20 protein-coding genes are annotated in these 23,024 nt (G+C 63.8%); 14 read left to right on the top strand and 6 right to left on the bottom strand.

The genetic code is table 11. The features are described from left to right. The first annotated feature begins 220 nt into the window (after nucleotides 1–220). From JHX87_RS09385 to JHX87_RS09355, 7 genes are all read left to right on the top strand, one after another. Nucleotides 221–1,588 carry a mechanosensitive ion channel family protein gene (locus JHX87_RS09385; RefSeq protein ID WP_271886433.1) on the top strand — a complete coding sequence of 456 codons (1,368 nt, stop codon included), beginning with the start codon at nucleotides 221–223 and terminating at the stop codon, nucleotides 1,586–1,588. Nucleotides 1,589–1,725: 137 nt separating this feature from the next. Further along, complete coding sequence (rsfS, locus tag JHX87_RS09380) at nucleotides 1,726–2,091, top strand: ribosome silencing factor (protein WP_271886560.1); 366 nt, start codon at nucleotides 1,726–1,728, stop codon at nucleotides 2,089–2,091. A 14-nt stretch (nucleotides 2,092–2,105) separates the two neighbouring features. Then, a complete protein-coding gene (gene rlmH / locus JHX87_RS09375) occupies nucleotides 2,106–2,573 on the top strand; it encodes a 23S rRNA (pseudouridine(1915)-N(3))-methyltransferase RlmH (protein ID WP_271886434.1) in 468 nt (155 codons plus the stop codon). Nucleotides 2,574–2,683: 110 nt separating this feature from the next. Next, a complete protein-coding gene (gpmI, locus tag JHX87_RS09370) occupies nucleotides 2,684–4,201 on the top strand; it encodes a 2,3-bisphosphoglycerate-independent phosphoglycerate mutase (RefSeq protein WP_271886435.1) in 1,518 nt (505 codons plus the stop codon). Continuing rightward, the gene (locus tag JHX87_RS09365; protein WP_271886436.1) at nucleotides 4,198–5,391 is read left to right on the top strand and encodes a murein hydrolase activator EnvC family protein; all 1,194 of its coding nucleotides are present in this window, start codon (nucleotides 4,198–4,200) and stop codon (nucleotides 5,389–5,391) included. The genes gpmI and JHX87_RS09365 overlap by 4 nt, the downstream gene beginning before the upstream one ends. Before the next feature lie 17 nt (nucleotides 5,392–5,408). Beyond that, the gene (locus tag JHX87_RS09360; protein ID WP_271886437.1) at nucleotides 5,409–6,851 is read left to right on the top strand and encodes a S41 family peptidase; all 1,443 of its coding nucleotides are present in this window, start codon (nucleotides 5,409–5,411) and stop codon (nucleotides 6,849–6,851) included. Further along, entirely contained in the window at nucleotides 6,844–7,341 is a 498-nt protein-coding gene (locus JHX87_RS09355) for an RNA pyrophosphohydrolase (protein WP_271886438.1), read from the top strand. Before JHX87_RS09360 ends, JHX87_RS09355 begins: the two co-directional genes overlap by 8 nt. Nucleotides 7,342–7,386: 45 nt before the next feature. Here JHX87_RS09355 and JHX87_RS09350 read toward each other — a convergent pair whose 3' ends face one another. From JHX87_RS09350 to JHX87_RS09340, 3 genes are all read right to left on the bottom strand, one after another. After that, entirely contained in the window at nucleotides 7,387–7,623 is a 237-nt protein-coding gene (locus tag JHX87_RS09350) for a hypothetical protein (protein ID WP_271886439.1), read from the bottom strand. A 63-nt stretch (nucleotides 7,624–7,686) separates the two neighbouring features. After that, nucleotides 7,687–8,949 (bottom strand): lytic murein transglycosylase, encoded by a 1,263-nt coding sequence (locus JHX87_RS09345; RefSeq protein ID WP_271886440.1) that lies wholly within the window; start codon nucleotides 8,947–8,949, stop codon nucleotides 7,687–7,689. 167 nt (nucleotides 8,950–9,116) lie between these two features. After that, complete coding sequence (locus JHX87_RS09340; RefSeq protein ID WP_271886441.1) at nucleotides 9,117–9,458, bottom strand: hypothetical protein; 342 nt, start codon at nucleotides 9,456–9,458, stop codon at nucleotides 9,117–9,119. A 601-nt stretch (nucleotides 9,459–10,059) separates the two neighbouring features. Here JHX87_RS09340 and wrbA point away from each other — a divergent pair. Further along, on the top strand, nucleotides 10,060–10,659 hold the full coding sequence (gene wrbA, locus JHX87_RS09335; RefSeq protein ID WP_271886442.1) for an NAD(P)H:quinone oxidoreductase: 600 nt from the start codon (nucleotides 10,060–10,062) through the stop codon (nucleotides 10,657–10,659). Nucleotides 10,660–10,776: 117 nt separating this feature from the next. Further along, nucleotides 10,777–11,247, top strand: a complete 471-nt coding sequence (locus JHX87_RS09330; protein WP_271886443.1) for a YbaK/EbsC family protein — start codon at nucleotides 10,777–10,779, stop codon at nucleotides 11,245–11,247. Here JHX87_RS09330 and JHX87_RS09325 read toward each other — a convergent pair whose 3' ends face one another. Further along, nucleotides 11,248–12,033, bottom strand: a complete 786-nt coding sequence (locus tag JHX87_RS09325; RefSeq protein WP_271886444.1) for an alpha/beta hydrolase — start codon at nucleotides 12,031–12,033, stop codon at nucleotides 11,248–11,250. A gap of 59 nt (nucleotides 12,034–12,092) precedes the next feature. Between JHX87_RS09325 and kynU the strand changes: the two genes are divergently transcribed. The 4 genes from kynU to JHX87_RS09305 all read left to right on the top strand — a co-directional run bounded on the left by kynU (nucleotide 12,093) and on the right by JHX87_RS09305 (nucleotide 18,619). Further along, nucleotides 12,093–13,283 (top strand): kynureninase, encoded by a 1,191-nt coding sequence (gene kynU, locus JHX87_RS09320; RefSeq protein WP_271886445.1) that lies wholly within the window; start codon nucleotides 12,093–12,095, stop codon nucleotides 13,281–13,283. A gap of 64 nt (nucleotides 13,284–13,347) precedes the next feature. Beyond that, complete coding sequence (locus JHX87_RS09315) at nucleotides 13,348–14,430, top strand: efflux RND transporter periplasmic adaptor subunit (protein WP_271886446.1); 1,083 nt, start codon at nucleotides 13,348–13,350, stop codon at nucleotides 14,428–14,430. Continuing rightward, the gene (locus JHX87_RS09310) at nucleotides 14,427–15,542 is read left to right on the top strand and encodes an efflux RND transporter periplasmic adaptor subunit (protein WP_271886447.1); all 1,116 of its coding nucleotides are present in this window, start codon (nucleotides 14,427–14,429) and stop codon (nucleotides 15,540–15,542) included. Before JHX87_RS09315 ends, JHX87_RS09310 begins: the two co-directional genes overlap by 4 nt. After that, nucleotides 15,539–18,619, top strand: coding sequence for an efflux RND transporter permease subunit (locus JHX87_RS09305; RefSeq protein WP_271886448.1), 3,081 nt, complete (start codon nucleotides 15,539–15,541; stop codon nucleotides 18,617–18,619). The genes JHX87_RS09310 and JHX87_RS09305 overlap by 4 nt, the downstream gene beginning before the upstream one ends. 12 nt (nucleotides 18,620–18,631) lie before the next feature. On the opposite strand, the gene JHX87_RS09300 is transcribed toward JHX87_RS09305, so the two are convergent. Together JHX87_RS09300 and ggt (JHX87_RS09295) are read right to left on the bottom strand one after the other, a co-directional pair. Next, a complete protein-coding gene (locus JHX87_RS09300) occupies nucleotides 18,632–19,606 on the bottom strand; it encodes a bile acid:sodium symporter family protein (RefSeq protein WP_271886449.1) in 975 nt (324 codons plus the stop codon). 29 nt (nucleotides 19,607–19,635) lie between these two features. Then, complete coding sequence (gene ggt / locus JHX87_RS09295) at nucleotides 19,636–21,213, bottom strand: gamma-glutamyltransferase (protein ID WP_272833664.1); 1,578 nt, start codon at nucleotides 21,211–21,213, stop codon at nucleotides 19,636–19,638. A gap of 145 nt (nucleotides 21,214–21,358) precedes the next feature. Between ggt (JHX87_RS09295) and ggt (JHX87_RS09290) the strand changes: the two genes are divergently transcribed. Beyond that, on the top strand, nucleotides 21,359–23,017 hold the full coding sequence (ggt, locus tag JHX87_RS09290; RefSeq protein ID WP_271886451.1) for a gamma-glutamyltransferase: 1,659 nt from the start codon (nucleotides 21,359–21,361) through the stop codon (nucleotides 23,015–23,017). Nucleotides 23,018–23,024: the final 7 nt, after the last annotated feature.

Genomic DNA, 23,024 nt, shown 5'->3' with positions numbered 1-23,024 from the left:
TGCGACATATCATTGGCTGCGGCAGGCAATGCCGCGACCGTTCAGCCCCGGGCTGTCACGCACAGCGCTTCGCCAAAAAACCGGGACGGCAGGCGGGCGCGATCATGTATGTCGAAATAAATGAATCCAGACATAGTTGGGCTTTTACGTCTCTTTCTGCGTTGACGCAATATTGTGCCGTTGCGCATGCTTGGTTTTGCGATTTGGGAAGGGGGTGGCGATGGAACAACTGGATCCGCAGGTCATAGATGCCGCGCAGGGTCTTTGGTATCGGATTCGACTGTTCGCCGACACATTGCTGATACCGTCGCGCCTGTATCAGGTTCCCGCGATTCTGGGGCTGATGCTGCTGTCCTGGCTGCTGGCACGCCTGATCTCGCCCCGTTTCACGGGCTGGCTGCGCCGCCGCGAACATTGGCCGAAATGGCGGCTTCGGCTGGGCCTTCTGATCGAGCGCAAGCTGACCCTGATCATCTTTGTCATCCTCAGCTGGTCGGTGGTGCTGGTCATGCGAGAGGTGACTTTCGGGTTCCGCAGCCAGCTGATTGCGCTGGCCGCCTCGATCGCGACGGCCTGGGCGATCACCTTCTTTCTGGCGCGGATCATCGCCAACCGCTTCCTGCGGCGGTTGGTGACATGGATCGCGTGGATCTGGGTGACGCTGCATCTGCTGCAACTGACACAGCCTTTCGGAGAGTTTCTGGACAGCGTGGCCCTGCATATCGGCGATTTCCGGCTGTCGCTGCTGACCGTGCTGAAGGCGCTGGCGATCACCGGGCTGATGCTGGCGGGCGCGCGCGCCCTGTCCAGGCTGATCAACGGGCGGCTTGCGCAGAACGAGGATATTTCGCCCACCATGCGGGTGCTGACGGGCAAGCTGTTGCAGGTGGTTCTGTTCAGCCTTGCAGTGATTGTCGGTCTGAAAGCGGTGGGTTTCGATCTGACCGGGCTTGCGGTCTTTTCCGGCGCTGTCGGTGTGGGGCTGGGTTTCGGTCTGCAAAAGGTCGTCTCGAACCTGGTGTCGGGCGTGATCATCCTGCTGGATAAATCGGTGAAGCCCGGCGATGTGATCAGCCTGGGAGACACCTTCGGCTGGATCGAGCAGCTGGGCGCACGCTATGTCAGCGTGGTGACACGGGACGGCAAGGAATACCTGATCCCGAATGAGGATCTGGTCACCGGGCAGGTGGTCAACTGGTCACATTCGAACAATTACGTCCGGGTCGATCTGCATTTCGGCACCTCTTATGACGATGACCCCCATCAGGTCAGTGAGATCGCCATTGCCGCTGCCGTCAGCGTCAACCGTGTTCAGGCCCATCGCCGCCCGGTCTGCTGGATCACCGGTTTCGGTGACAATTCCGTGGATTACGTGCTGCGGTTCTGGATCCGCGACGCCTCGACCGGGCTGACCAATGTGCGCGGGCAGGTGTTTCTGGCACTGTGGGATGCGTTCAAGGAACATGGCATCTCCATCCCCTTCCCGCAGCGTGAGGTGCGCGTGATGAATGACGCGATCACCCTCAGGCGGGGCAAAACATCGCCCGTGACGCAAGATATTGGTGCCAAAAGCGTGACCGATGATTGAGACGGCGCAAAAAGATGCTATCTTTATAGGTATCCCTGCATCGGGGCTGATCGATGCGCTGACCGGAGGATGGAACCCTGTCAAATGACGTCTCGCCGGCCGCCAGTTCTGCTGCGGCCGCCGCCAAGGGCGATAAGCTGACCAGTGATCAGCTTCTTGCCAGCATCCTGACCTCGCTTGAGGATGACAAGGCCGAGGATATCGTGACCATCGATCTGCGTGGCCGGTCGTCGATCGCGGATCACATGGTGATCGCCTCGGGCCGCAGCACGCGTCAGGTCGCCGCAATCGCGGAGAAGCTGGCTGACCGGTTCAAGCAGCAGACCGGCCGCACAGCCCGTATCGAAGGCAAGGATGCCGGGGATTGGGTGCTGATCGACACCGACGATGTCATCGTGCATGTGTTCCGCCCCGAAGTCCGTGAATTCTATCAACTGGAAAAGATGTGGCTTCCCGCCGACGCGCTCAGCCGCAGCCGTGAAGCCGCCCGGCCAGACCGTTAAGTCGCGGCGGGCTGATGCGGATTGATATTGCCGCCGTCGGTCGGCTTCGCAGCGGCGCCGAGGCTGACCTCGTTTCGGATTACCTGCAACGATTTGCCCGGACCGGCCGTCCGCTTGGCCTGCCCGCGATCAATGTGATCGAGGTCGAGGACAAGCGCGGCGGCGGCCCGCAAGCCGAGGCCGATCTTCTGGACCGCGCCATTCCATCGGGCTCTGCGCTGGTGATGCTGGATGAGCGCGGCACGCAACCCACATCCCCCGAATTTGCCGAACGCATCGCGGGTTACCGCGATCAGGCCCGCGATCTGTGCTTCGTGATCGGCGGTGCTGATGGGATCGAGCCTGCCCTGCGTCAGCGCGCCGACTGGCAGATCAGCTTTGGCCGGATGGTCTGGCCGCATATGCTGGTGCGGGTGATGCTGGCCGAACAGCTGTATCGCGCCGCCACCATTCTGGCCGGATCTCCCTATCACCGCGCCTGATCGCCGGGTGAGCGCCTATTTCCAGCGGATTGGGGCGCAGTCCGGGTTTTGCCCGGTTGTCGGCTTTCGCAGAGCAGCGTAACAAGAACACAAAACACGATGAGGCCAAGATGACGAAACCGGTGATCCTGTGCATTCTTGACGGCTGGGGTATCTCGGACCGGCCCGAACAAAGCGCGCCCGATCAGGCGAATACGCCGAATTTCGACCGGCTGATGGCGGAATGCCCCCATGCGACGCTGACCACCTTCGGACCCGATGTCGGCTTGCCGCGTGGCCAGATGGGCAATTCCGAAGTGGGCCACACCAATATCGGCGCGGGCCGCGTGGTCGCCATGGATCTTGGGCAGATCGACCTGGCGATCGAGGATGGCAGCTTTTTCAGTAATGACTCGCTGGGTGGTTTTATCCAGAAGATGAAATCCAGCGGCGGCACCGCGCATGTGATGGGCGTCGTGTCGGATGGGGGCGTGCATGGCCATATCATGCATGTGCTGGCGGCGGTGAAGGCGCTGGCCGATGCGGGCGTGCCTGTGGTGGTCCATGCGATCACCGATGGCCGCGACGTGCCGCCGAAATCCGCGCAGGGCTTTGTCACCGAATTGCAGGGAAACCTGCCTGCGGGCGCGCGGATCGGCACGGTCATTGGCCGCTATTTCGCCATGGATCGCGACAACCGCTGGGACCGGGTCGAGCGCGCCTATCGTGCCATCGTGACCGGAGAGGGAGAGCTTGCGGCAAATGCGGATGACGCCGTCGCCAATTCCTATGCGCGTGACGAGACGGATGAATTCATCCAGCCCTATGTGATCGACGGCTATAACGGTGCGATGGATGGCGACGGGTTCTTCTGCCTGAATTTCCGCGCCGACCGCGCGCGAGAGATCCTCTCGGCTATCGGCGATACCGATTTCACCGGCTTCGATGTCAGTGACCGTCCCGAATGGGCCGCGCTGCTGGGCATGGTCGATTACAGCGACCGGCATCGGGATTACATGAGCTCTGCCTATCCCAAGCGGCAGGTGGTGAATACGCTTGGCGCATGGGTCGCACAGCAGGGCCTGCGGCAATTCCGTCTGGCCGAAACCGAGAAATATCCGCATGTCACCTTCTTCCTGAATGGCGGCAAGGAAGCGCCCGAACCGGGCGAGGATCGTTTCATGCCGCAAAGCCCGAAGGTCGCGACCTATGATCTGGCGCCGGAAATGGCCGCCGAAGAGGTCAGCGACAAGCTGGTCGAGGCGATCGAGGCCGGGTACGACATGATCGTGGTGAATTTCGCCAATCCCGACATGGTCGGCCATACCGGCAGCCTGCCTGCGGCGATGCGCGCCTGCGAGGCGGTGGACAAGGGCCTTGGCCGCATGATCGCCGCCTTGGACAAGGCGGGCGGGGCGGCGGTGATCTGCGCCGATCACGGTAATTGCGAAACCATGGTCGATCCCGAAACCGGCGGGCCGCATACCGCGCATACGGTCAATCCCGTCCCGGTCATCGTCTATAACGGTCCCCCGGGGGCGCGTCTGCGCAATGGCCGGCTGTCTGACCTTGCGCCCACCGTTCTGCAATTGATGGGCGTGCAGCCCCCGGCGGAAATGACCGGTGAAAGCCTGATCGTGACCGAATGACGCCCCGACTTCTGTTTCCCCTGCTGCTTGGCGGCCTGATCGCGGCTGCGCCTGTCCTTGCGACGGCGCAGGATGCCGATGTCTCGCCCGCCAGTCAGGCCGTGCTGGACGCGCAGGACGCCGCGGCGCAACTGCGCGCGGCGGTCGCCAAGCTGTCCGATGCGCTGAATCAGGACGATCAGGTCGTCGCCCTGACCGAGGTGATCCGCGGCTATGAACAGGGGCTTTCGGCCCTGCGCGGCGGCCTGCGCGAGGCCAGCGCCCGAGAGGCCGAATTGCGCGCACAGTTCGAACGCCAGCGCGCCCGTCTGGCCAGTGTGTTGGGCGCGATGACCTCGCTGCAGCAATCGCCCGAATCGGCCATGCTGCTGCATCCGGCGGGGGCGCTGTCGAATGCGCGTTCCGGGATGATCCTGTCCGATGTCACCCCCGGCCTGCGCGCCGAGGCCGAAGAGTTGCAGGCCGCGCTGGATGAAATCGCCACCGTGCGCGAGCTGCAGGCCAGTGCCGCCACGATGCTGGGCGAGGGTCTGGCCTCGGTGCAAGAGGCCCGTCGGCTGCTGGCAAGTGCCGTGACCGACCGCTCGACCATGCCGCTGCGCTTTGCCGAGGCCCCGGAAGAGCTGCAAAAGCTGCATGATGCGGCACAAACCCTGGATGAATTTGCCAATGGCGTCAGCCAGATGCAGTCCGATGTCGGCCCGCCGATGGAGGATTTCGAAGGCGCGCAGGGCAGTCTGCCCCTTCCCGTCGTGGGCAGTGTCCTGCGCCCCTATAACGAGGCTGACGGCGCCGGGGTGCGTCGCCCCGGCTGGATCCTTGCCGCGCCGCCTGCGGCGCTGGTCACGACGCCCTGGCCCGCCACGATCCGCTATCGTGGCCCCTTGCTGGATTACGGCAATGTGATGATACTGGAACCCGCGCGGGATTATCTTCTGATATTTGCGGGAATGTCGCAGGTCTTTGGCGAGGTCGGCGATGTGCTGAACGCGGGTGAACCCATCGGGCTGATGGGCGGCGAAGAGGCGCCGGCGCAGGAATTTGGCGCGCAATTCGTGGCCGATGCGGCGCAGGGCGGTGCTGCGGGCCGACCGGAAACGCTGTATCTGGAATTGCGCAGAGGACAGGAAACACTGGACCCGGCGGATTGGTTCGTGCTGAATCCCGTTGTGGAGCCTGAACAGGACTGAAGGCAGGAAAGGCCGATATGAAAAATTACCTGATCGCGGGGATTGGCGGCATTGTCGCGGGGACGGTGCTGACGACCCAGGTGGCGGGGCCGCTGCTGGCGCAAGATGCCGGACGCAACACCTCGATTTACGAACAGCTTGAACTGTTCGGGAACGTCTTTGAACGCGTGCGCGCCGATTATGTCGAGGCGCCCGATGACAAGAAACTGATCGAGGCGGCGATCAACGGCATGCTGACCTCGCTGGATCCGCACAGCTCTTTCCTGTCGGCCAATGATTACGAGGATATGCAGACCCAGACCCGGGGCAGCTTTGGCGGCCTGGGGATCGAGGTCAGCCAGGAAGATGGCCTGGTCAAGGTCGTTTCACCCATCGATGATACGCCTGCGGCGCAAGCGGGCGTGACCTCGGGCGATTTCATCACCCATGTGAACGGGGAATCGCTGATGGGGCTGACGCTGGATCAGGCGGTCGACATGATGCGCGGCCCGGTCGGCAGCGAAATCACCGTCACTATCCTGCGCGAGGGCGAGACAGAGCCGTTTGACCTGACCATGACCCGCGACACGATCAAGCTGACCGTGGTGAAGACCCGGATTGAGGGTCATGCCATCGTTCTGCGGATCTCGACCTTCAATGACGAGACCTATGACACCCTGTCCGATGAACTGGAAAAGGCCGTGGAAGAGGTCGGCGGCATCGACAAGGTGACGGGCTTCGTTCTGGATCTGCGCAACAATCCGGGCGGTTTGCTGAATCAGGCGATCAGCGTTTCGGATGCCTTCCTTGATGCGGGTGAGATCGTCTCGACCCGCGGCCGCAACCCCGAGGAAAGCGAGCGCTGGAATGCCGAAGAGGGCGATCTGGCGCAGGGCAAGCCCATCGTTGCGCTGATCAATGGCGGCTCTGCCAGCGCCTCGGAAATCGTCACCGGCGCGTTGCAGGATCACCGCCGCGCCATCGTCGTTGGCGAGAAGAGCTTTGGCAAGGGCTCGGTCCAGACAGTCATGCCCGTGACCTCGGACAGCGCGATCCGTCTGACCACGGCGCGCTATTACACGCCCTCGGGCCGGTCTATCCAGTCGCTGGGCATCCAGCCCGACATCATCGTGGCCCAGCCGCGCCGCGCGCCCCGAGATGAGGCCGGCGAGGATGGGGACGGCCCGCGCAGCCAGTCGAATTTCGGCCGCTCCGAGGCTGATCTTCGTGGCGCGCTGAACAATGATTCCATCAGCGAGGAAGAGCGCAAGCAGATCGAGGCCGAAGCCGCCGAGGTCGAGGCGACCGCCAAGCTGCGCGAAGAGGATTACCAGCTGGCCTATGCCGTCGATGTGCTGAAAGGGCTTGCAGCCGTCGATTTCCGCGCCGATCAGGTGCCGGCCTCGGCCACGCCTGCCGCGACCGGCGAAGGCTCGGGCACCGGACAGGGCGGGGCCGACACCTCGGGCAGCAATGAGTGATCCGGCGACGGAAAGAACCGGCCCGGGCGGGTTGCCCTATCGTGCCTGCGCAGGTGTCGTGCTGATCAATGATGACGGTCGCGTCTTTGCGGGCCAGCGCATCGAGATGCCCGGCGCCTGGCAGATGCCGCAGGGCGGGATCGACAAGGGCGAAACGCCGAAACAGGCGGCGCTGCGCGAACTGGTCGAGGAAACCGGGGTAACGCCGGATCAGGTCGATCTGCTGGGCGAAACACCCGATTGGCTGTATTACGATCTGCCCGATGAGATGGTCGGCAAGATCTGGAAGGGCAAATATGGCGGCCAGCGCCAGAAGTGGTTCCTGATGCGCTTCAAGGGCGAGGATCGCGATATCCGAATCGAGACCGAGCATCCCGAATTCGACAAGTGGTGCTGGATCAAGGCGGATGATCTGCTGGACAATATCGTGCCCTTCAAGCGCGACGTTTACGCCAGCGTCATTGAAAGCTTCCGCACGCGTCTGCGGTGACGGGGTCGGCATGGCCGCGCGATCTGCGGCCATGCCCCTATCCGATCAGTTGCGCTGCTGGCGGCGGCCTTCTTCTTCGCACAGGGCATCGGCGACATCGACGCTCATCGTATTGGGGCGCGTCACCGAGCGGTCCCAGTCCAGCCTGCTTTTGGTATAAAGCTGGCAGACAACCGGACCTTGCGGAGTTTCCAGCGTGACCGGGGCCGATTCATAGTCTTTCGGCGAACAGCCAGCCAGTGCCGCAATCGCCACGCCGGTAAGAAGGAAGTATTTGGTCACTCGGGGATCTCCTGTGCAGTGAAGTGGCGGGTGGCCGGTTTCCGGCCACACCGGTGGTCAAGATCAGCGCCGCAACTGACCCAGAAGGATCGAGGTCGGATAGCCGTCGGGCGTGACACCGATAGAGCGCTGATAGGCTGCCACGGCTTCCATCGTGCCGGATCCGAAGAGCCCGTCGATTTCGTCATTATAGAAACCCTTGGCGCGCAGGCGCTGCTGGATTTCCTTGCGTTCCGCCGTTGACAGCGGACGGTCGTTGCGCGGCCAGGATCCCTGAATGCCCGAGCGACCGGCAATCCGTTCGCCCAGGAAGGACACGCCAAGCGCATAATTGTCCGAGTTGTTATAGCGCAGCAGCGCCCGGAAATTGTCCAGGATCAGGAAGGCCGGACCATTCGCGCCCGCGGGCATGATGATCGAGCCATTGCCCGAGGGCAGCGCGCCGCCACCGATCCGGGTCACGCCCTGCGATGCCCAAGTGCCCGTGGATTTGCGGGTCTTCTTGCCGATCTGGCCCATGTTGAAGCCCGAGGGCAGCCGCACTTCCGCGCCCCATGCCTCGCCCCGACGCCAGCCGTTGCGCGCCAGATAGGCGGCCGTCGATGCCAGCGCGTCGGTCGGATTGTCCGACCAGATGTCGCGGCGGCCATCGCCGGTGAAATCGACCGCATATTCCAGATAAGAGGTCGGCATGAACTGCGTATGGCCCATCGCCCCGGCCCAGCTGCCCAGCATGTTTTCCGGGTTGATATCGCCCGCCTGCAGGATGCGCAGCGCGGCGATCAGCTGGTTCTGGAACATCTCGCCCCGGCGACCGTCATAGGCCAGCGTCGTCAGCGAGGGGATGATCTGCATCTTGCCGCGATTGGCGCCGAAATTCGATTCCATCCCCCAGACGGCCAGTACGATCTCTCGCGGCACGCCGTAGCGGGATTCGATGGCCGACATGGTGCTGTTGAGCTGCGAGGCCTTTTCGCGCCCGGTGCCGATACGGGCATCCGAGACGGCGCTGTCCAGATACAGCCAGACCGGGCGCGAGAATTCGGCCTGTTTGCGGTCCAGCCGGATCACGTCGGGATTATAGCGCGCGATCCGCATCGCGCGGTCATAGGTCGTGGCCGACACGCCCGAGGCCAATGCGCGCGAGCGGAAACTTTGAACGAAGCGCTGCAGACCGGCCTCATCCCCCGCAGAGGCGGCGGGAATCGGGGCGGGTTCGGGCAGCGTGGCCGAGGACATGCCCCCCGGGCTGCGGTTCATCGGGCTTGCACATGCGGCCACTGCGCCCACCAGCGCGGTGGTCAGAATGAAGCGGGATAAATTCATGTAATCGCCTGTTTGTGACTGCTTCAGTTGTTATTGTGAGGCAGTGTAACGAAACAGACACCGGTTGAATAGGGTAACATCACCCGAACAGCATCAGGCTGCCATCCGAATTTTGCCGCGCATTCCGGGGATTTTTCGCCGCGCGCGCCGCAATCGGGCAGCGGCGATCAGTGCAGGGGGCCGTCCTCATCTGCCGCGCCGTCGCAGCCTTTAAAAAAGGGCTGCATCTGCGCGATGATGACCGAATTTTCGTCCAGCGCGCGCTGCATCAGGTCACGTTCGTCCTGATCGATCTCATGCCCTTCGGACAGGCGTTCATCCAGACTGCCGTAGCCGGTGACATCCAGCGGTGCCAGATCGGCCTGTTTCAGGATGGCGACGGTTTCACGCACGGCCTCGGCCTCATCCTTGCCCGAGGCATAGCAGACCAGCGCGGCCCCGGTGGCGCCATCGGGCAGCCCGTCCCCGGCATTGCGGCCGACCTGAACCAGCAAAGTGTAAACATCCATGGCCGTTCCTTTCGGGGCAACTGTCGCGATGCCCCGTCATAGCGGCAAGAATGCGCAGGTGGAACCATCCTGCCGGGCCGTGCCGCAAAAAGAAACGCCCCGCGGGAGGAGGTGCGGGGCGTTTCCTCTCATCGCCTGTGCCTAAGCCGAAAAGGACAGAGGCGGAGCGATGTGCAGTTGCGATTTCACCAGACGATCTGCGCCAACCGCCTGATTCACGGCGCAACCAACCAAGCGTGGTCATGGTCCCCATAAGGCAAGATACCGGAACTTCCCGCCTGCAATCACAGGCGCTTTCGTCAACATCAGGTAACCGGCAAAAATCGCGTCTTTCGGCTTAAATTTACTTGAACAATACACATCGTTAAGGTGACCATGGTCTTAGCTTGGGCGCGTGACGCGCTAGATAAATGTACACTCAAAATTGATGGCATGAAAGCGTTTTCGACCATCCCGTTGAAATCATTTCGACAGAATATTGCGAATGCGATCTGATTTTTCGAACCCGGCGTTTCCCTTGTCGTGACTTCACAGCAGCGATCGCCCTGTCCTATGTCGCTGGCAAGAAATCTTCCCTGAATGGAAAAAAAGGAGCGGACGGATGACCAAGGTTCTGGTTCTCTATTACTCGGCCTATGGCCATATCGAGCAGATGGCCGAGGCTGTCGCCGAAGGCGCACGCAGCGCCGGTGCCACCGTCGATATCAAGCGCGTCCCGGAACTGGTGCCGGAAGAGGTCGCCCGCAATGCGCATTACAAGCTGGATCAGGCGGCGCCGGTGGCGCAAATCGCCGATCTGGAAAACTATGATGCCATCGTGGTCGGCACCGGCACCCGCTTTGGCCGGATGAGCAGCCAGATGGCGAATTTCCTGGATCAGGCAGGCGGGCTCTGGGCGCGCGGCGCGCTGAACGGCAAGGTGGGCGCGGCCTTCACCTCGACCGCGACGCAGCATGGCGGGCAGGAAACGACGCTGTTTTCCGTCATCACCAACCTGCTGCATTTCGGCATGACGGTTGTGGGTCTGGATTACGGGTTCCAGGCGCAGATGGATAATTCCAAGGTCCTCGGCGGGGCGCCTTATGGTGCCACCACGATCGCCGGTGGCGATGGCAGCCGCCAGCCCGAAGCCGAAGACCTGGACGGCGCCCGTTATATGGGCCGCCGCGTGGCCGATACCGCAGCCAAGCTGTTCGGCTGATCTCCTGACATGTCTGAAAGGGCGCCGCGGGACCGGCGCCCTTTTTCTGTTTCCGCCCCGGCTTTCCAAGCCCGCAGCCGACAGCTAGGTTTGCCGCGACGCAAGAAGGGGGCGGGCATGAGCAAAAGTCTGAAGCGGGTGAAGGCGGCGCTGGAGGCCGCGCAAGAACCGGTCGAGGTGCTGGAGATGTCGGAAACGACCCGCACCGCCGAAGATGCGGCCCGCGCGGCGGGCTGCGAGGTCGATCAGATCGCCAAATCCATCATTTTCCGGGGCGAAGAGAGCGGCCATGTCCTGCTTTTCCTGACGGCGGGCGGCAATCGGGTCGATGCGGCCAAGGCCTCGGCCGTGGCAGGGCAGCCTCTGGGCAAGGCGGATGCCACGCTGATCCGCGAGGAAACCGGATTTGCCATTGGCGGCGTTGCCCCGGTGGGGCATCTGCGGCCCATCACCGCCTATTTCGATCCGCGCCTGCTGGATTTCGCGCAGGTCTGGGCCGCCGCCGGGACGCCGCGACATATCTTTGCGATCTCGCCGCAGCGGCTTTTGGCGCTGACCGGCGCGACGGTGGCGGATTTTACCCTGTGATCAGGCGATCAGGCAGCGCGTCAGCGGGCTGCCCGGATCACAAAGACCTTCCAGCACCGTCATGTGATTGCGCCCCGCGTCGATAACGCAATCGGTCGGGCCACCCAGCCCGGCCCAGATATCGGCCAAGAGCCTTGCCTGTCGCAGGAATTCGGGCCGCTCATCCCCGCCGACCCAGCAGGTCACGGGAATGCCCGGATGTGGGGTCAGGAAGATGGGGCTTTCATGCGCGGCCTCGGCCTCATCCAGCCCGATCACGCTGTTCATTTCGGTTCGCAGGATCGGCCGAAGATCCGCAATGGGAGAGATCGGGACGCAGCTTTGCACCCGTGCGAGCAGTTCGGATCCCAGAAGATCGCCGCAGATCAGCCGTGCAGCCAGATGACCGCCCGCCGAATGGCCGGTCAGCGCCAGAGGGCCATCCACCCGCGATGCCGCCTGACCAATGATGCCCGCCAGTTCCACGGCCATATCCGCAACCCGTACCTTTGGCGCAAGCTGATAGGCAGGGATCGCCACCGCCCAGCCCTGCGCAAAAGGCCCCGCCGCCAGATGCGACCACAGATCTGGATAGGGTTCGGACCAGTATCCGCCATGAATGAACACGGCCAGACCCTTGGCCGGACCGTCGGGCAGAAACAGGCGCCCACCGCCCAGCGGTTGTGGCGGATGCTGCAGGCAGAATTCCTGCGCCTGCTGCTGCATTCGTACAACGATCTGTTCGGCATCCGGAATATAGGCAAAATTCGAATAGGCGTCGTTCCAGTCTTTGACCTGATAGGGCATGGCTGACTCCTCTTTCAGTTGCCGGGATGCGCTGATAGGTTTCGCTGGGGAGGGCTCACATGCCGACTGATTTCACCAATACGCGCCGGGCATTTCACTTGCCAGAGGGCGTGACCTATCTGGATGGAAACTCTTTGGGGCCGATGCCCAGGGATGCCGCGCGTCGCGTTGCCGATATGATGACGGATGAGTGGTCGCAGATGCTGATCACGGGCTGGAACAAGGCGGGCTGGTATGTCCAGCCGCGCAAGGTGGGCGACCGAATCGCCCGGCTGATCGGCGCGGGACCGGGGCAGGTGGTGATGGGCGATACGCTGTCCATCAAGGTGTTTCAGGCGGTCAGCGCCGCGCGCGCCCTGCGCCCGGATCGCCGGGTGATCCTGTCCGACAGCGGCAATTTCCCCTCGGATCTCTATGTTGCGGAAGGGCTGGCAAAGGCGGTCGATGCCGAATTGCGGGTCGTTGCCCCGGAACAGGTCGCGGATGCGATAAGTGACGATCTGGCGGTGCTGATGATCACCGAGGTCGATTACCGCACGGGCCGCCGCCATGACATGAAGGCGCTGACCGAAAAGGCCCATCGCCACGGCGCGCTGACGGTCTGGGATCTGGCGCATTCGGCGGGGGCGGTGGATGTGGACCTGCTGGGCTGCGGGGCGGATTTTGCCGTCGGCTGCACCTATAAATACCTCAATGGCGGGCCGGGCGCGCCGGCCTTTATCTGGACAAATCCCGATCTTGCCGAACAGGCGCAGCCGATCCTGCAGGGCTGGATGGGTCACGCCGCGCCCTTCGCCTTTGACATGGAGTATCGTCCGGCAGCAGGGATCGAGCGGATGCGCGTCGGCACGCCGCCGGTGATCGCCATGGCGGCGCTGGATGCGGCGCTGGACGTTTGGGACGATGTGGACATGGCCGATCTGCGCGCACGATCCATCGACCTGACCCAGGCCTTCATCGCCGGGGTCGAGGCGAATTGCCCCGAGGTCACGCTGAATTCACCACGGGATCCGTCGCAGCGCGGATCTCAGGTCAGTTTCCGCCATCCCGATGGCTATGCGGTGATGCAGGCGCTGATCGCGCGGGGCGTGATCGGCGATTTTCGCGCCCCCGATGTGCTGCGTTTCGGCTTTGCGCCGCTTTATAACGATTTGGACGATGTGGCCCATGCGGTCGATATTCTGGCCGATATTCTGGCCAATCGCACGTGGAATAGACCGGATTTTCATCAAAAAGCGGCGGTAACGTAAGGGCAGGGGGCTTGTAAAAGCTCCCTGCTTTTACATCTTGTCTATGACAACGACGGGGCGTGGTATGATTGAATTTCGGCTGGGGCACCAGCTTGCCGTTGTAGCATTCTGTTTATCTTTTTCTGTCATTGCCAATGGCGCATCTGCGCAATCCGATCTTCTGCGCGTCGAAATGGTCGAGGTGAAGGAAGAATCCGTACTGACCGATTTTCAACTCTCTGGCACGATCGAGGCCAAGGACAGCATTGAACTGGGCTTCAAGCAAAGCGGTCGCGTGATCGAGGTGCTGGCCGATGAAGGCGATTACGTCGCGCGCGGCGATGCGCTGGCGCGGCTTGAGGCGGTTCAGCAGGATCAGGCCCTGCAGGTGGCGCAGGCCGCCGTGACCGCGGCACAGGCGGCGGCCGATCAGGCCAGGCAGGCCAGCGACCGGGCCAAGGCGCTGCTGGCGCGTGGTGTCGGCACCCGCGCGGCGCGCGACAATGCCGTGCAGGCGGAATCCGAGGCGAATGGCGCGCTGGAAAGTGCGCAAAGCAATCTGGATCAGGCGCAGCGGGCGGTGGATGATACCGTGCTGCGCGCGCCCGAACAGGTCGTCATCACCGACCGTTATGTCGCCCCCGGCCAGATCGTCGGCGCCGCACAGCCCGCCTTTTCCATGGCCACGCTGGACGGGATGGAGGCGGTTTTTGCCGCCGCCGATCACCCCCGGCTTGACGGTGCCCTTGGGTCGCATGTCAAGCTGACGACGCTGGATATCCAGCGTCCGCCCATGTCCGGCACGGTCAGTGAAATCTCGCCTCTGGTGGATCCGGCCAGCGGCACCGTGACGCTGCGGGTCGCAATTGACGGCGTGCGTTCCGATATGGCGCTTTTGGGTGCTGCGGTCCGTGCGCAGGTCGAAATCGCCGCCGATCAGGGCATCGCGGTGCCGTGGACGGCGCTGATGCGGCAGGGCGAAGATGCCGCCGTCTGGATCGTGAACCCCGACAACTCGGTCAGCTTGACCCCGGTAAGGATCGGCAGTTTCGTGGACGGCATCGTCTTTCTGACCGAAGGGGTCGAGCCCGGCCAGACCGTGGTGGGCGCAGGCTCGCAATTGCTTTATCCGGGCCGTCAGGTGCAGCGGGCCGAGGTGTTGCCATGACTGTCCGCAGGGGCTGCGCCGCGCTTCTGGCCCTGATGCTGGTTTCGATGCCGCTCACGTCGGCCTCGGCGCTGAGCCTGCCGGACTGGCTGAATTTCAGTGCCGGTGCCGAAAACAGCGGCCCGCCACGCCCCGTCGTCAGCGAGATCGTCGAGGGGCATGGCGAGGATGCGCGCTCGGTCCCCGGGCTGGTCCAGTCCCGCACGCAGGTCGAAATGGCGTTCCAGACGCTTGGCCGCATGGTGACGCGGAATGTCGATCTGGGTGACCGGGTCCAGCGGGGCGAGGTGCTGGCGGAACTGGCCAGCGAGGATCTTGAGGCCTCGACCCGTGCGGCGCGGGCCGCTGTCGACTCGGCCGAGGTGCAGAACGAAACCGCGCAGCTGACGCTGGAACGCACGCGCGCGCTGGCCCGGCGCAATGTCGCGACCACCGCCCAGCTTGAACAGGCGCAAAACGCTGCCGCGGCAGCCGATGCCGGGCTGCGGCAGGCAAGGTCGGAACTGGTGCAGGCGCAGGACGCCGAAAGCTATGCCACCATGGTTGCGCCGTTTTCCGGCGTGGTCAGCGCGGTCTATGAGGCGCCGGGCGCGGTTGTCAGCGCCGGTTCGGCGGTGCTGCAACTTTCGGCCGGGGATCGCCGCGAAGCCGTGATCGACCTGCCGGAATCGGCGCTGGTCAGCCTGCCCGAGGATGCGTCATTCTCGATCTGGCAGCGCACGGCGCCAGAGAATGTCATCCCCGCCACGCTGGACCGGATCGATCCGATGGCGGATACGGCAACCCGCACGCGGCGCCTGTATCTGACCCTGCCCAAGGATGCGCCCTTCCGGCTGGGCGCGCTGGTGCGCGCGCGCCTGGGCACCGAATTCCAGCCGGTCATCACGCTGCCCGCCTCTGCGGTGCTGGAAGAGCATGGGGTGTCCTATGTCTGGCGCGTCCTGCGACAGCCGCAGGGTGCAACCGTCGAAAAGGTGCAGATCACGCATATGCCGTCATTTCAGGGCCGCCTGTCGGTCGATACCGGGATCCAGCCGGGCGATGAGATCGTCACCCGCGGCATTCATTCGCTGTCCGACGGCCAGCAGGTCGGGCGGAGGGTTGCGCCGTGACGCGATTCAACCTGTCCGACTGGGCGCTGCGCCATCGCAGCTTTGTCTGGTTCCTGCTGATCATCTCGCTGATCGCGGGCACGCTGGCCTATCTGAATCTGGGCCGGGAAGAGGACCCGAATTTCACCATCAAGACCATGGTGATCGGCGCCGCGCTGCCCGGCGCCAATATCGACGATACGCTGAAGCAGGTCACCACCCGGATCGAAACCAAGCTGGAAGAACTGGACGAACTGGACTTCACCCGCTCGGTCACGACGCCGGGACAGTCCATCGTCTATATCGAGCTTTTGCCGACCACCCCCGCATCCGAGGTGCGGGGCATCTGGCGCCATGTGCGCGAAATGATGTCGGATATCCGCGCCGATTTTCCCGCCGAATTCCAGGGCTTCGCCTTCAATGACAATTTCGGCGATGTCTATGGCAATATCTATGCCTTCACCGCCGACGGCTTCACCCCGCGTGAATTGCGGGACCGGGTCGAGGATATCCGCAAACAGGTGACGGCCCTGAATGCGGCGGGCAAGACCTCGCTGCTGGGCGAGCAGGACGAGCAGATCTTTCTGGAGTTTTCCGCCGCCCGCCTGGCCGCGCTTGGGGTGAACCAGCAGCAGGTGATCGGCACGCTGGCCCAGCAGAATGCCATCGCGCCCTCGGGCGTGGTCGAAACCGGGCCAGAGCGGGTTCTGGTCCGCGTCGGCGGGCAGTTTGACGATGCCTCGGCCATTGCTGCCGTGAACCTGCGTGTGGGCGAGCGTTTCTTCAACCTTGCCGATGTCGCGACGGTGACGCGCGGCTATGAGGATCCGCCGCAATCGCTGTTTCGCTATAACGGACAGCCCGCCATCGGCTTGCAGATCGGCATGCGCGAGGGTGAGAACATCCTTGAATTCGGTCAGGAACTGGACGCCCTGATGGAGCAGATCGCAGCCGATCTGCCGATCGGGATCGAGATGGCCAAGGTCGCCGATCAGCCGCATGTGGTCGATGAGGCCGTGGGCCATTTCGTCAAGGCGCTGGCCGAGGCGGTGATCATCGTTCTGATCGTCAGCTTCGTCAGCCTGGGCTTCCGTGCGGGTTTCGTCGTGACGATGACCATTCCGCTGGTGCTGGCGATCACCTTTGTCATTCTGGATCTCTACGGGATCACCCTGCAGCGGATCTCGCTTGGGGCGCTGATCATTGCGCTTGGGCTGCTGGTCGATGATGCGATGATCGCCATTGAAACGATGATCTCGCGGCTGGAGATCGGCAAATCGCTGCCAGAGGCCGCCAGCTATGCCTGGACCTCGATCGCCTTTCCGATGCTGACCGGCACTCTGGTCACCGTGGCGGGTTTCATCCCCATCGGGCTGAACAATTCGGCGGCAGGCGAGTTCACGTTTTCGCTTTTCGTCGTGATCGCGGTGTCGCTGTTGATTTCCTGGGTGGTCGCGGTGCTGTTCGCGCCGCTTCTGGGGGTGGCCTTTCTGAAGGAAAATATCGGCCATCACGAACAGAAGGCGGGCTGGCTGCGGCGGCGTTTTCACCATCTGCTGCTGCGGGCCATGCGCTTCAAATGGACGACCGTGCTGATCACCTTCGTGCTGTTCGGGGTGTCGGTCTTTGGCATGCGCTTCGTCGAACAGCAATTCTTCCCGACCTCGGACCGGACCGAGGTGATCGTGGATATCAATGAGCGTCAGAATTCCTCGATCCGCAAGACCCGCGCCGATATGGACAAGCTGGAAGCGGCGCTGAGCGGCGACCCGGATGTGCGGTTCTGGACCTCTTACGTGGGTGAGGGGGCGCCGCGTTTCGTCCTGTCGCTGGATGTGCCCACGCGGGGGCCGCAAATGGGCCAGATCATTATCCAGACCCCGGATCTGGAAGCCCGCGACCGGGTCAAGGCCAAGCTGAACGATCTGGCCGCGCGCGAATTTGCCGGCGTCGATATCTATGTCAAGAACCTTGAGATCGGCCCGCCTGTGGGTAAGCCGGTGCAATACCGTGTCAGCGCGCCCAGCGTGGATGAAGCGCGCGATGCGGCGCGCGGTCTGGAAACCGTTCTGGCGCAGGAGCCGCGCCTGCGCGATATCGCGATGGACTGGAACGAACCGGCGCGGGTGGTCCGGCTGGTGGTCGATCAGGATCAACTGCGTCAGCTGAGCCTGACCAGTGCCGATATCGCCGACGGGCTTTCGGCGATGTATACCGGCAAGACCGTGACACAGCTGCGCGACGATATCTTTCTGGTCGATGTGGTCGCGCGGGGCACGGATCTGGATCGGGAATCGCTGAATTCTTTGCGTGATTTGCAGCTGCATCTGCCCGATGGCGGCACCGTTCCGCTGTCGGCGCTGGTGGCGCTGGAATATGGCACGGAACAGCCCTTGATCATGCAGCGCGACGGTCTGCCCACGGTCACGGTCAAGGCTGCCATTGCCACCGACGATCAGCCTGCCACCATGGTCAAGGCGCTGGAACAGCGCGTGGCCGATTATCAGGCGGGCCTGCCGCCCTCGGTCAGGATCGAGATCGGCGGCACCGTCGAATCCTCGTCCGACAGTCAGGCGCCGATTGCGGCGGTGGTGCCGGTCATGCTGCTGATCATGGCGGTTCTGGTGATGATGCAGATGCAAAGCTTCCGCCTGTCGCTGATCGTCTTTGCGGCGGCGCCGCTGGGGCTGATCGGCGTGGTCGCGGTTCTGGTGCCTTTCCGGGTGCCGATGGGCTTTGTGGCGATTCTGGGGATCCTGGCGCTGATCGGGATCCTGATCCGCAATTCGATCATTCTGGTGCATGAGATTCAGGAATTGCTGCGCAGCGGGCGGTCGCAATGGGATGCGGTCTTTGAAGCCTCGGACAGCCGGGCACGGCCGATCCTGCTGACCGCGGCGGCGGCGTCGCTGGCGCTGATCCCGATTGCGCGGCAGGTGTTCTGGGGACCGATGGCCTATGCGATGATGGGCGGAATCATCGCCGGGACGCTGATCACGCTGGTCTTCGTGCCGGCGCTGTATTGCGTGGTCATGCGGGTCGCGCCGCCCGCCGGGGATCCGGCGCCGCCCGGTGATGCCCTCGCGGATCCGGCCTGACAGAGTGCCGCCTCAGGCCGGCACGGATGCGTTGCTGGTCGCCTTGCGCTGCGCGATCACCGCGCAGACCAGAAGCTGGATCAGATGGAACAGCATCAGCGGCAGCACCACGGCCCCCACCTGCGAGGCGGCAAAGATCGCCGTTGCGATGGGCAGGCCGCTGGCAAGGCTTTTGGTCGACCCGCAGAACAGCAGCGTGGTGCGATCCGGATCGGGCAGCTGGAAATGCCGGCCCGTCAGCACCATCAGCCACATCACCACCGCCAGAAAGACGCAGACGATGGCGCCCAACAGGATCAGCCGACTGGCCGGAATCGCCGACCAGATCCCGGCCACGGTTCCCGCGCTGAAGGCCGAATAGACGATCAGCAGGATTGATCCGCGATCAACGATCATGGTCAGGAATTTGTGCTGCTGGATGAAGCCTCCGATCCAGCGCCGCAGAAGCTGACCCAGGATGAAGGGAAACAGGATCTGCAGGGCGATCTTGCCGATGGCATCGGTGCTGATCCCGCCGCTTTGATGCAGGATCAGCGCCATCAGCGCGGGCGTCAGCACCACCGCGACCAGATTTGAAATCGACGCCGAACAGATCGCCGCAGGCACATTCCCCCCGGCCATGGCGGTAAAGGCGATCGAGGACTGGATGGTCGAGGGCAGCACCGCCAGAAACAGGATGCCCAGCGTCAGTTCCGGCCCCAGCATGCCCCCCGCCAGCCAGGCGATGCCGATGCCCAGCACCGGAAACAGCGCATAGGTCGCCAGAAAGCACAGCGATTGCAGGCGCAGGTTCAGGATGCCCGCGCGTACCGATGCAGTGTCCAGCTTGGCGCCATAGATGAAAAACAGCAGCGCGACCGCCCAGAAGGTGATCTGGCTCAGCGCCGCTGCGGCCATGCCACGGGCAGGCAGCACCGCACCCATAACCACCACCCCGATCAGCAGCAGCATATAGGTGTCGATGCCAAATCGTCTGAGGAATGTCATTCAGATCTCCGCCACGCCAGTTGCCCGCTTCAGAAGCCCAGAGCCAGACCGTCCTTGCGGCTGTCCGATCCGCCCTCCAGCAGACCATCCTCGCCAATGCGGATGGCCTGCCCGCCGCCCATCGGATGTTGCAGGATATTCAGCCGGTGGCCGCGACGCTCCAAATCGTCCCGCACGTTTTGCGGCACGGTGGGTTCGATGTCCAGCTTGCCCGCCGTGGCAAAGCTGCGCGGCGCGTCGATTGCCGCCTGCAGCGATTGCCCGCGATCAATGACGGCCGACAGGAATTGCGCATGGCCCGTCGCCTGATATTGCCCGCCCATCACGCCAAAGGGCATCACCGTGCGGCCATTCTGCGTGACCATGCCCGGAATGATCGTGTGCAAGGGGCGCTTGCGCGGGCCGATGGCGTTCGGATGGTCCGGGATCAGCCGGAAGGACGCGCCCCGGCTTTGGAACATAACCCCGGTCGTGGGCTCGCGCAGGCCCGATCCGAAGCCCTGAAAGATCGAATTGATGAAAGAGACCGCGTTCCCCTCGTCATCGACGACACACAGATAGATCGTGTCCTTATGCTCTGGCTCGTCCCACAGGGCGGGGGGCATGGCGCGGTCCATATGGATGCGTTGCCGCAGCGTTTCGATGGTGTCTTCGGCCAGCAGGGTTTCCGCGATGCCCGCGCAGTGATCGGGATCGCCGATCAGCGCATCGCGGTGGTGATAGGCCAGCTTGGTCGCCTCGGCCAGTACATGGATGCGATCGGCGTCGGACAGGGCCGCCATGTCAAAGCCCTCCAGCAGCTTCAGGATCAGCAGCGCCGCCACGCCCTGCCCGTTCGGGGGGCATTCATGCACCTCATATCCGCGATAGGTGGCGCTGATCGGATCATGCCAGCTTGCACCCGCCATGCCTTCGGCGAAATCCTCGACCGTGTGCAACCCGCCATGACGGCGCAGAAATTCGACCATCCGTTCCGCCGCTGTGCCTTCATAGAAGGCGGCCGGTCCCTTGGCCGCGATGGCGCGCAGGGTTTCGGCCAGCGCGGGTTGTGCCAATTGATCCCCGGGGCGGGGTGGCTGGCCGTCCGGCGTCATCGCTGCCGCTGCCTCTGGTGACAGGACGTGGGCCGATTGCGCCCAGTCCTGCGCCACGCGCGGGGTCACGCGAAAACCGCCTTCCGCGTAAAGGATCGCCCGCTGAAACAGGCGCGGCAGCGGCAGTCGGCCATGATCGCCATGCAGCCTGCACCATGCCGAGATCGCGCCCGGAATGGTCACGGCATGGGCCGATTCATGCGGGATCTGATCGCGGATCCCGGCCTGTGCCAGCGCCTCGATGGTCGCAGCGGCGGGTGCGCGCCCCGATCCGTTCAGGGCCCGCACCTTGCCCCCCTTCGGCGCGTAAAGGACAAAGCAATCGCCGCCGATCCCCGTCATCAGCGGATCGACCACCGCCTGCACTGCCGAGGCCGCAATCGCGGCATCGACCGCATTGCCGCCCGCGGCCAGCACATCCAGCCCCGCAGCCGTCGCCAGGGGATGAGAGGTTGCGATCATCGCACGACCGGTCAGCGTAGGCGGGCGGTGTGCGGAAAAGAAATTGAACATGCGGAACCTCGGCGATTTCTGGTGGCGGTCCCGCGATCAAGAGCCGGTTTTCCCGCCTTTGCAAGCCCTTGTTGCGCCAAGGGCACTTTCGCAGCGCCGCGCGCGGGCTTACCATCCCGGCTGTCATCATCACCGGAAACCGCATGTGAGCGATCTGCCCTTTATCTGTGAAAAGCGCCCGGCCTCGGGCAGTCTGGACGTGGTCGTGACCAATGCGCCGCTGGGCTCTGCCGCGGGGAATGAGATGCTGGCAGCGGGCGGAAATGCGGTCGATGCCGCTGTGGCCGCGCTGCTGACCCTGACCGTGGTCGAGCCGATGATGGTCGGCATTGCCGGTGGCGGGATGACCCACCTGCGGCTGGCCGATGGTCGGCATGTGGTGATCGACGCGCTGTCGGTGGCCGGGCAGGGCGCGCGGCCGGATATGTTCACGCCGCTGTCGGATCGCCCGCCCGATCACATGGAGACGGTCGGGCGGCGCAATCGTGTGGGCGCCTCGGCCGTGGCGGTGCCGGGCAATCTGCGCGGCTGGCACATGATGCAGCAGAGATATGGCCGCCTGCCCTTTGCCGATGTGGTCGAGCCCGCGATCCGCGCGGCCTCTCGCGGCTTTACGGTCAGCGATTACCTGGTCGGCGCGATCCGCGAGCATGAGCGTGATCTGCTGGCCGATCCTGAAATTGCGCGGCTGTTCCTGCCGGGCGGCAAGCCGGTCGCGGCGGGCAGCCGGATGGTGATGGCGGATTACGCCGAAAGCCTGCGCCTGATTGCGCGCCTTGGGGCCAAGGCGCTGCATGGCGGCGATCTGGGCCGGGCGCTGGTCGCGCGTCTGGCGACGGGCGGCCCAGATGCGGGCCATGTCACGCTGGAGGATCTGACCGGCTATCGCGCGATTGAACGCGACGCCATCTTCGGCAGCTATCGCGGCCATCAGATCGTCGGCCCGCCACCCCCGGCCAGTTCGGGCGTCCATATCGTCCAGATGCTGAACATGCTGGAAAATTTCGATCTGCGCGCGATGGGCTTTGGCAGCGCTGAAAGCCTGCATCTGCTGGCAGAGGTCATCCGCATCGGGTTCGAGGATCGTAACGCGGCCTCGGGCGATCCGGATTTCGTCGATGTGCCGGTGGCGCGATATACCTCGAAATCCTACGCGCGAGATTGCCTGTCGCGGATGCGCGAGGGCGGCGGTGCTGGGCCATCGCTGCGGATGGGGCGGGAAAGCCGCGACACCACGCATCTGACCATCGCGGATGCGGATGGCAATGTCGTCTCATCCACGCATACGATCAACGGGCTGTTCGGCGCCTGCTTCATGGTGCCCGGCACCGGCATCATCCCCAATAACTATATGCTGAATTACGATCCGCATCCGGGGCGTGCGCTGTCGATCCAGCCGGGCAAGCGGGTGCCGACCTCGATGGCGCCGATGATGGTGCTGCGCGATGGTCAGACGCGATTTGCGCTTGGCCTGCCGGGGGCGGTGCGGATCTTCCCTTCGGCCATGCAGGCGATTGTCAACCTGATCGATCACGGTATGAGCCTGCAACAGGCGGTCGAGGCGCCCCGGATCTGGACCGAGGGCCATGAGGTCGAATTGGAGCCCGCCTATGCCCCGATGGCGGCGGATTTGCGCGAAAGGGGGCATCGGGTGCGGCTGGTCAAGACCATCGGCGGCGGGATGAACGCCATCGAATTCGCCCCGGATGGCCTGCTTTGCGGGGCCGCCTGCTGGCGCGCGGATGGCGTGGTCATGGCGCAGGGCGGCGGGCTTGCGCGGCCCGGCGTGCGGTTCAAGATATAGGCGAGGG

Source organism: Paracoccus fistulariae (assembly GCF_028553785.1).
GTDB lineage: Bacteria > Pseudomonadota > Alphaproteobacteria > Rhodobacterales > Rhodobacteraceae > Paracoccus > Paracoccus fistulariae.
Note: the sequence above shows the minus strand (reverse complement) of the source record. Positions and strands in the feature narration are given on the sequence as shown.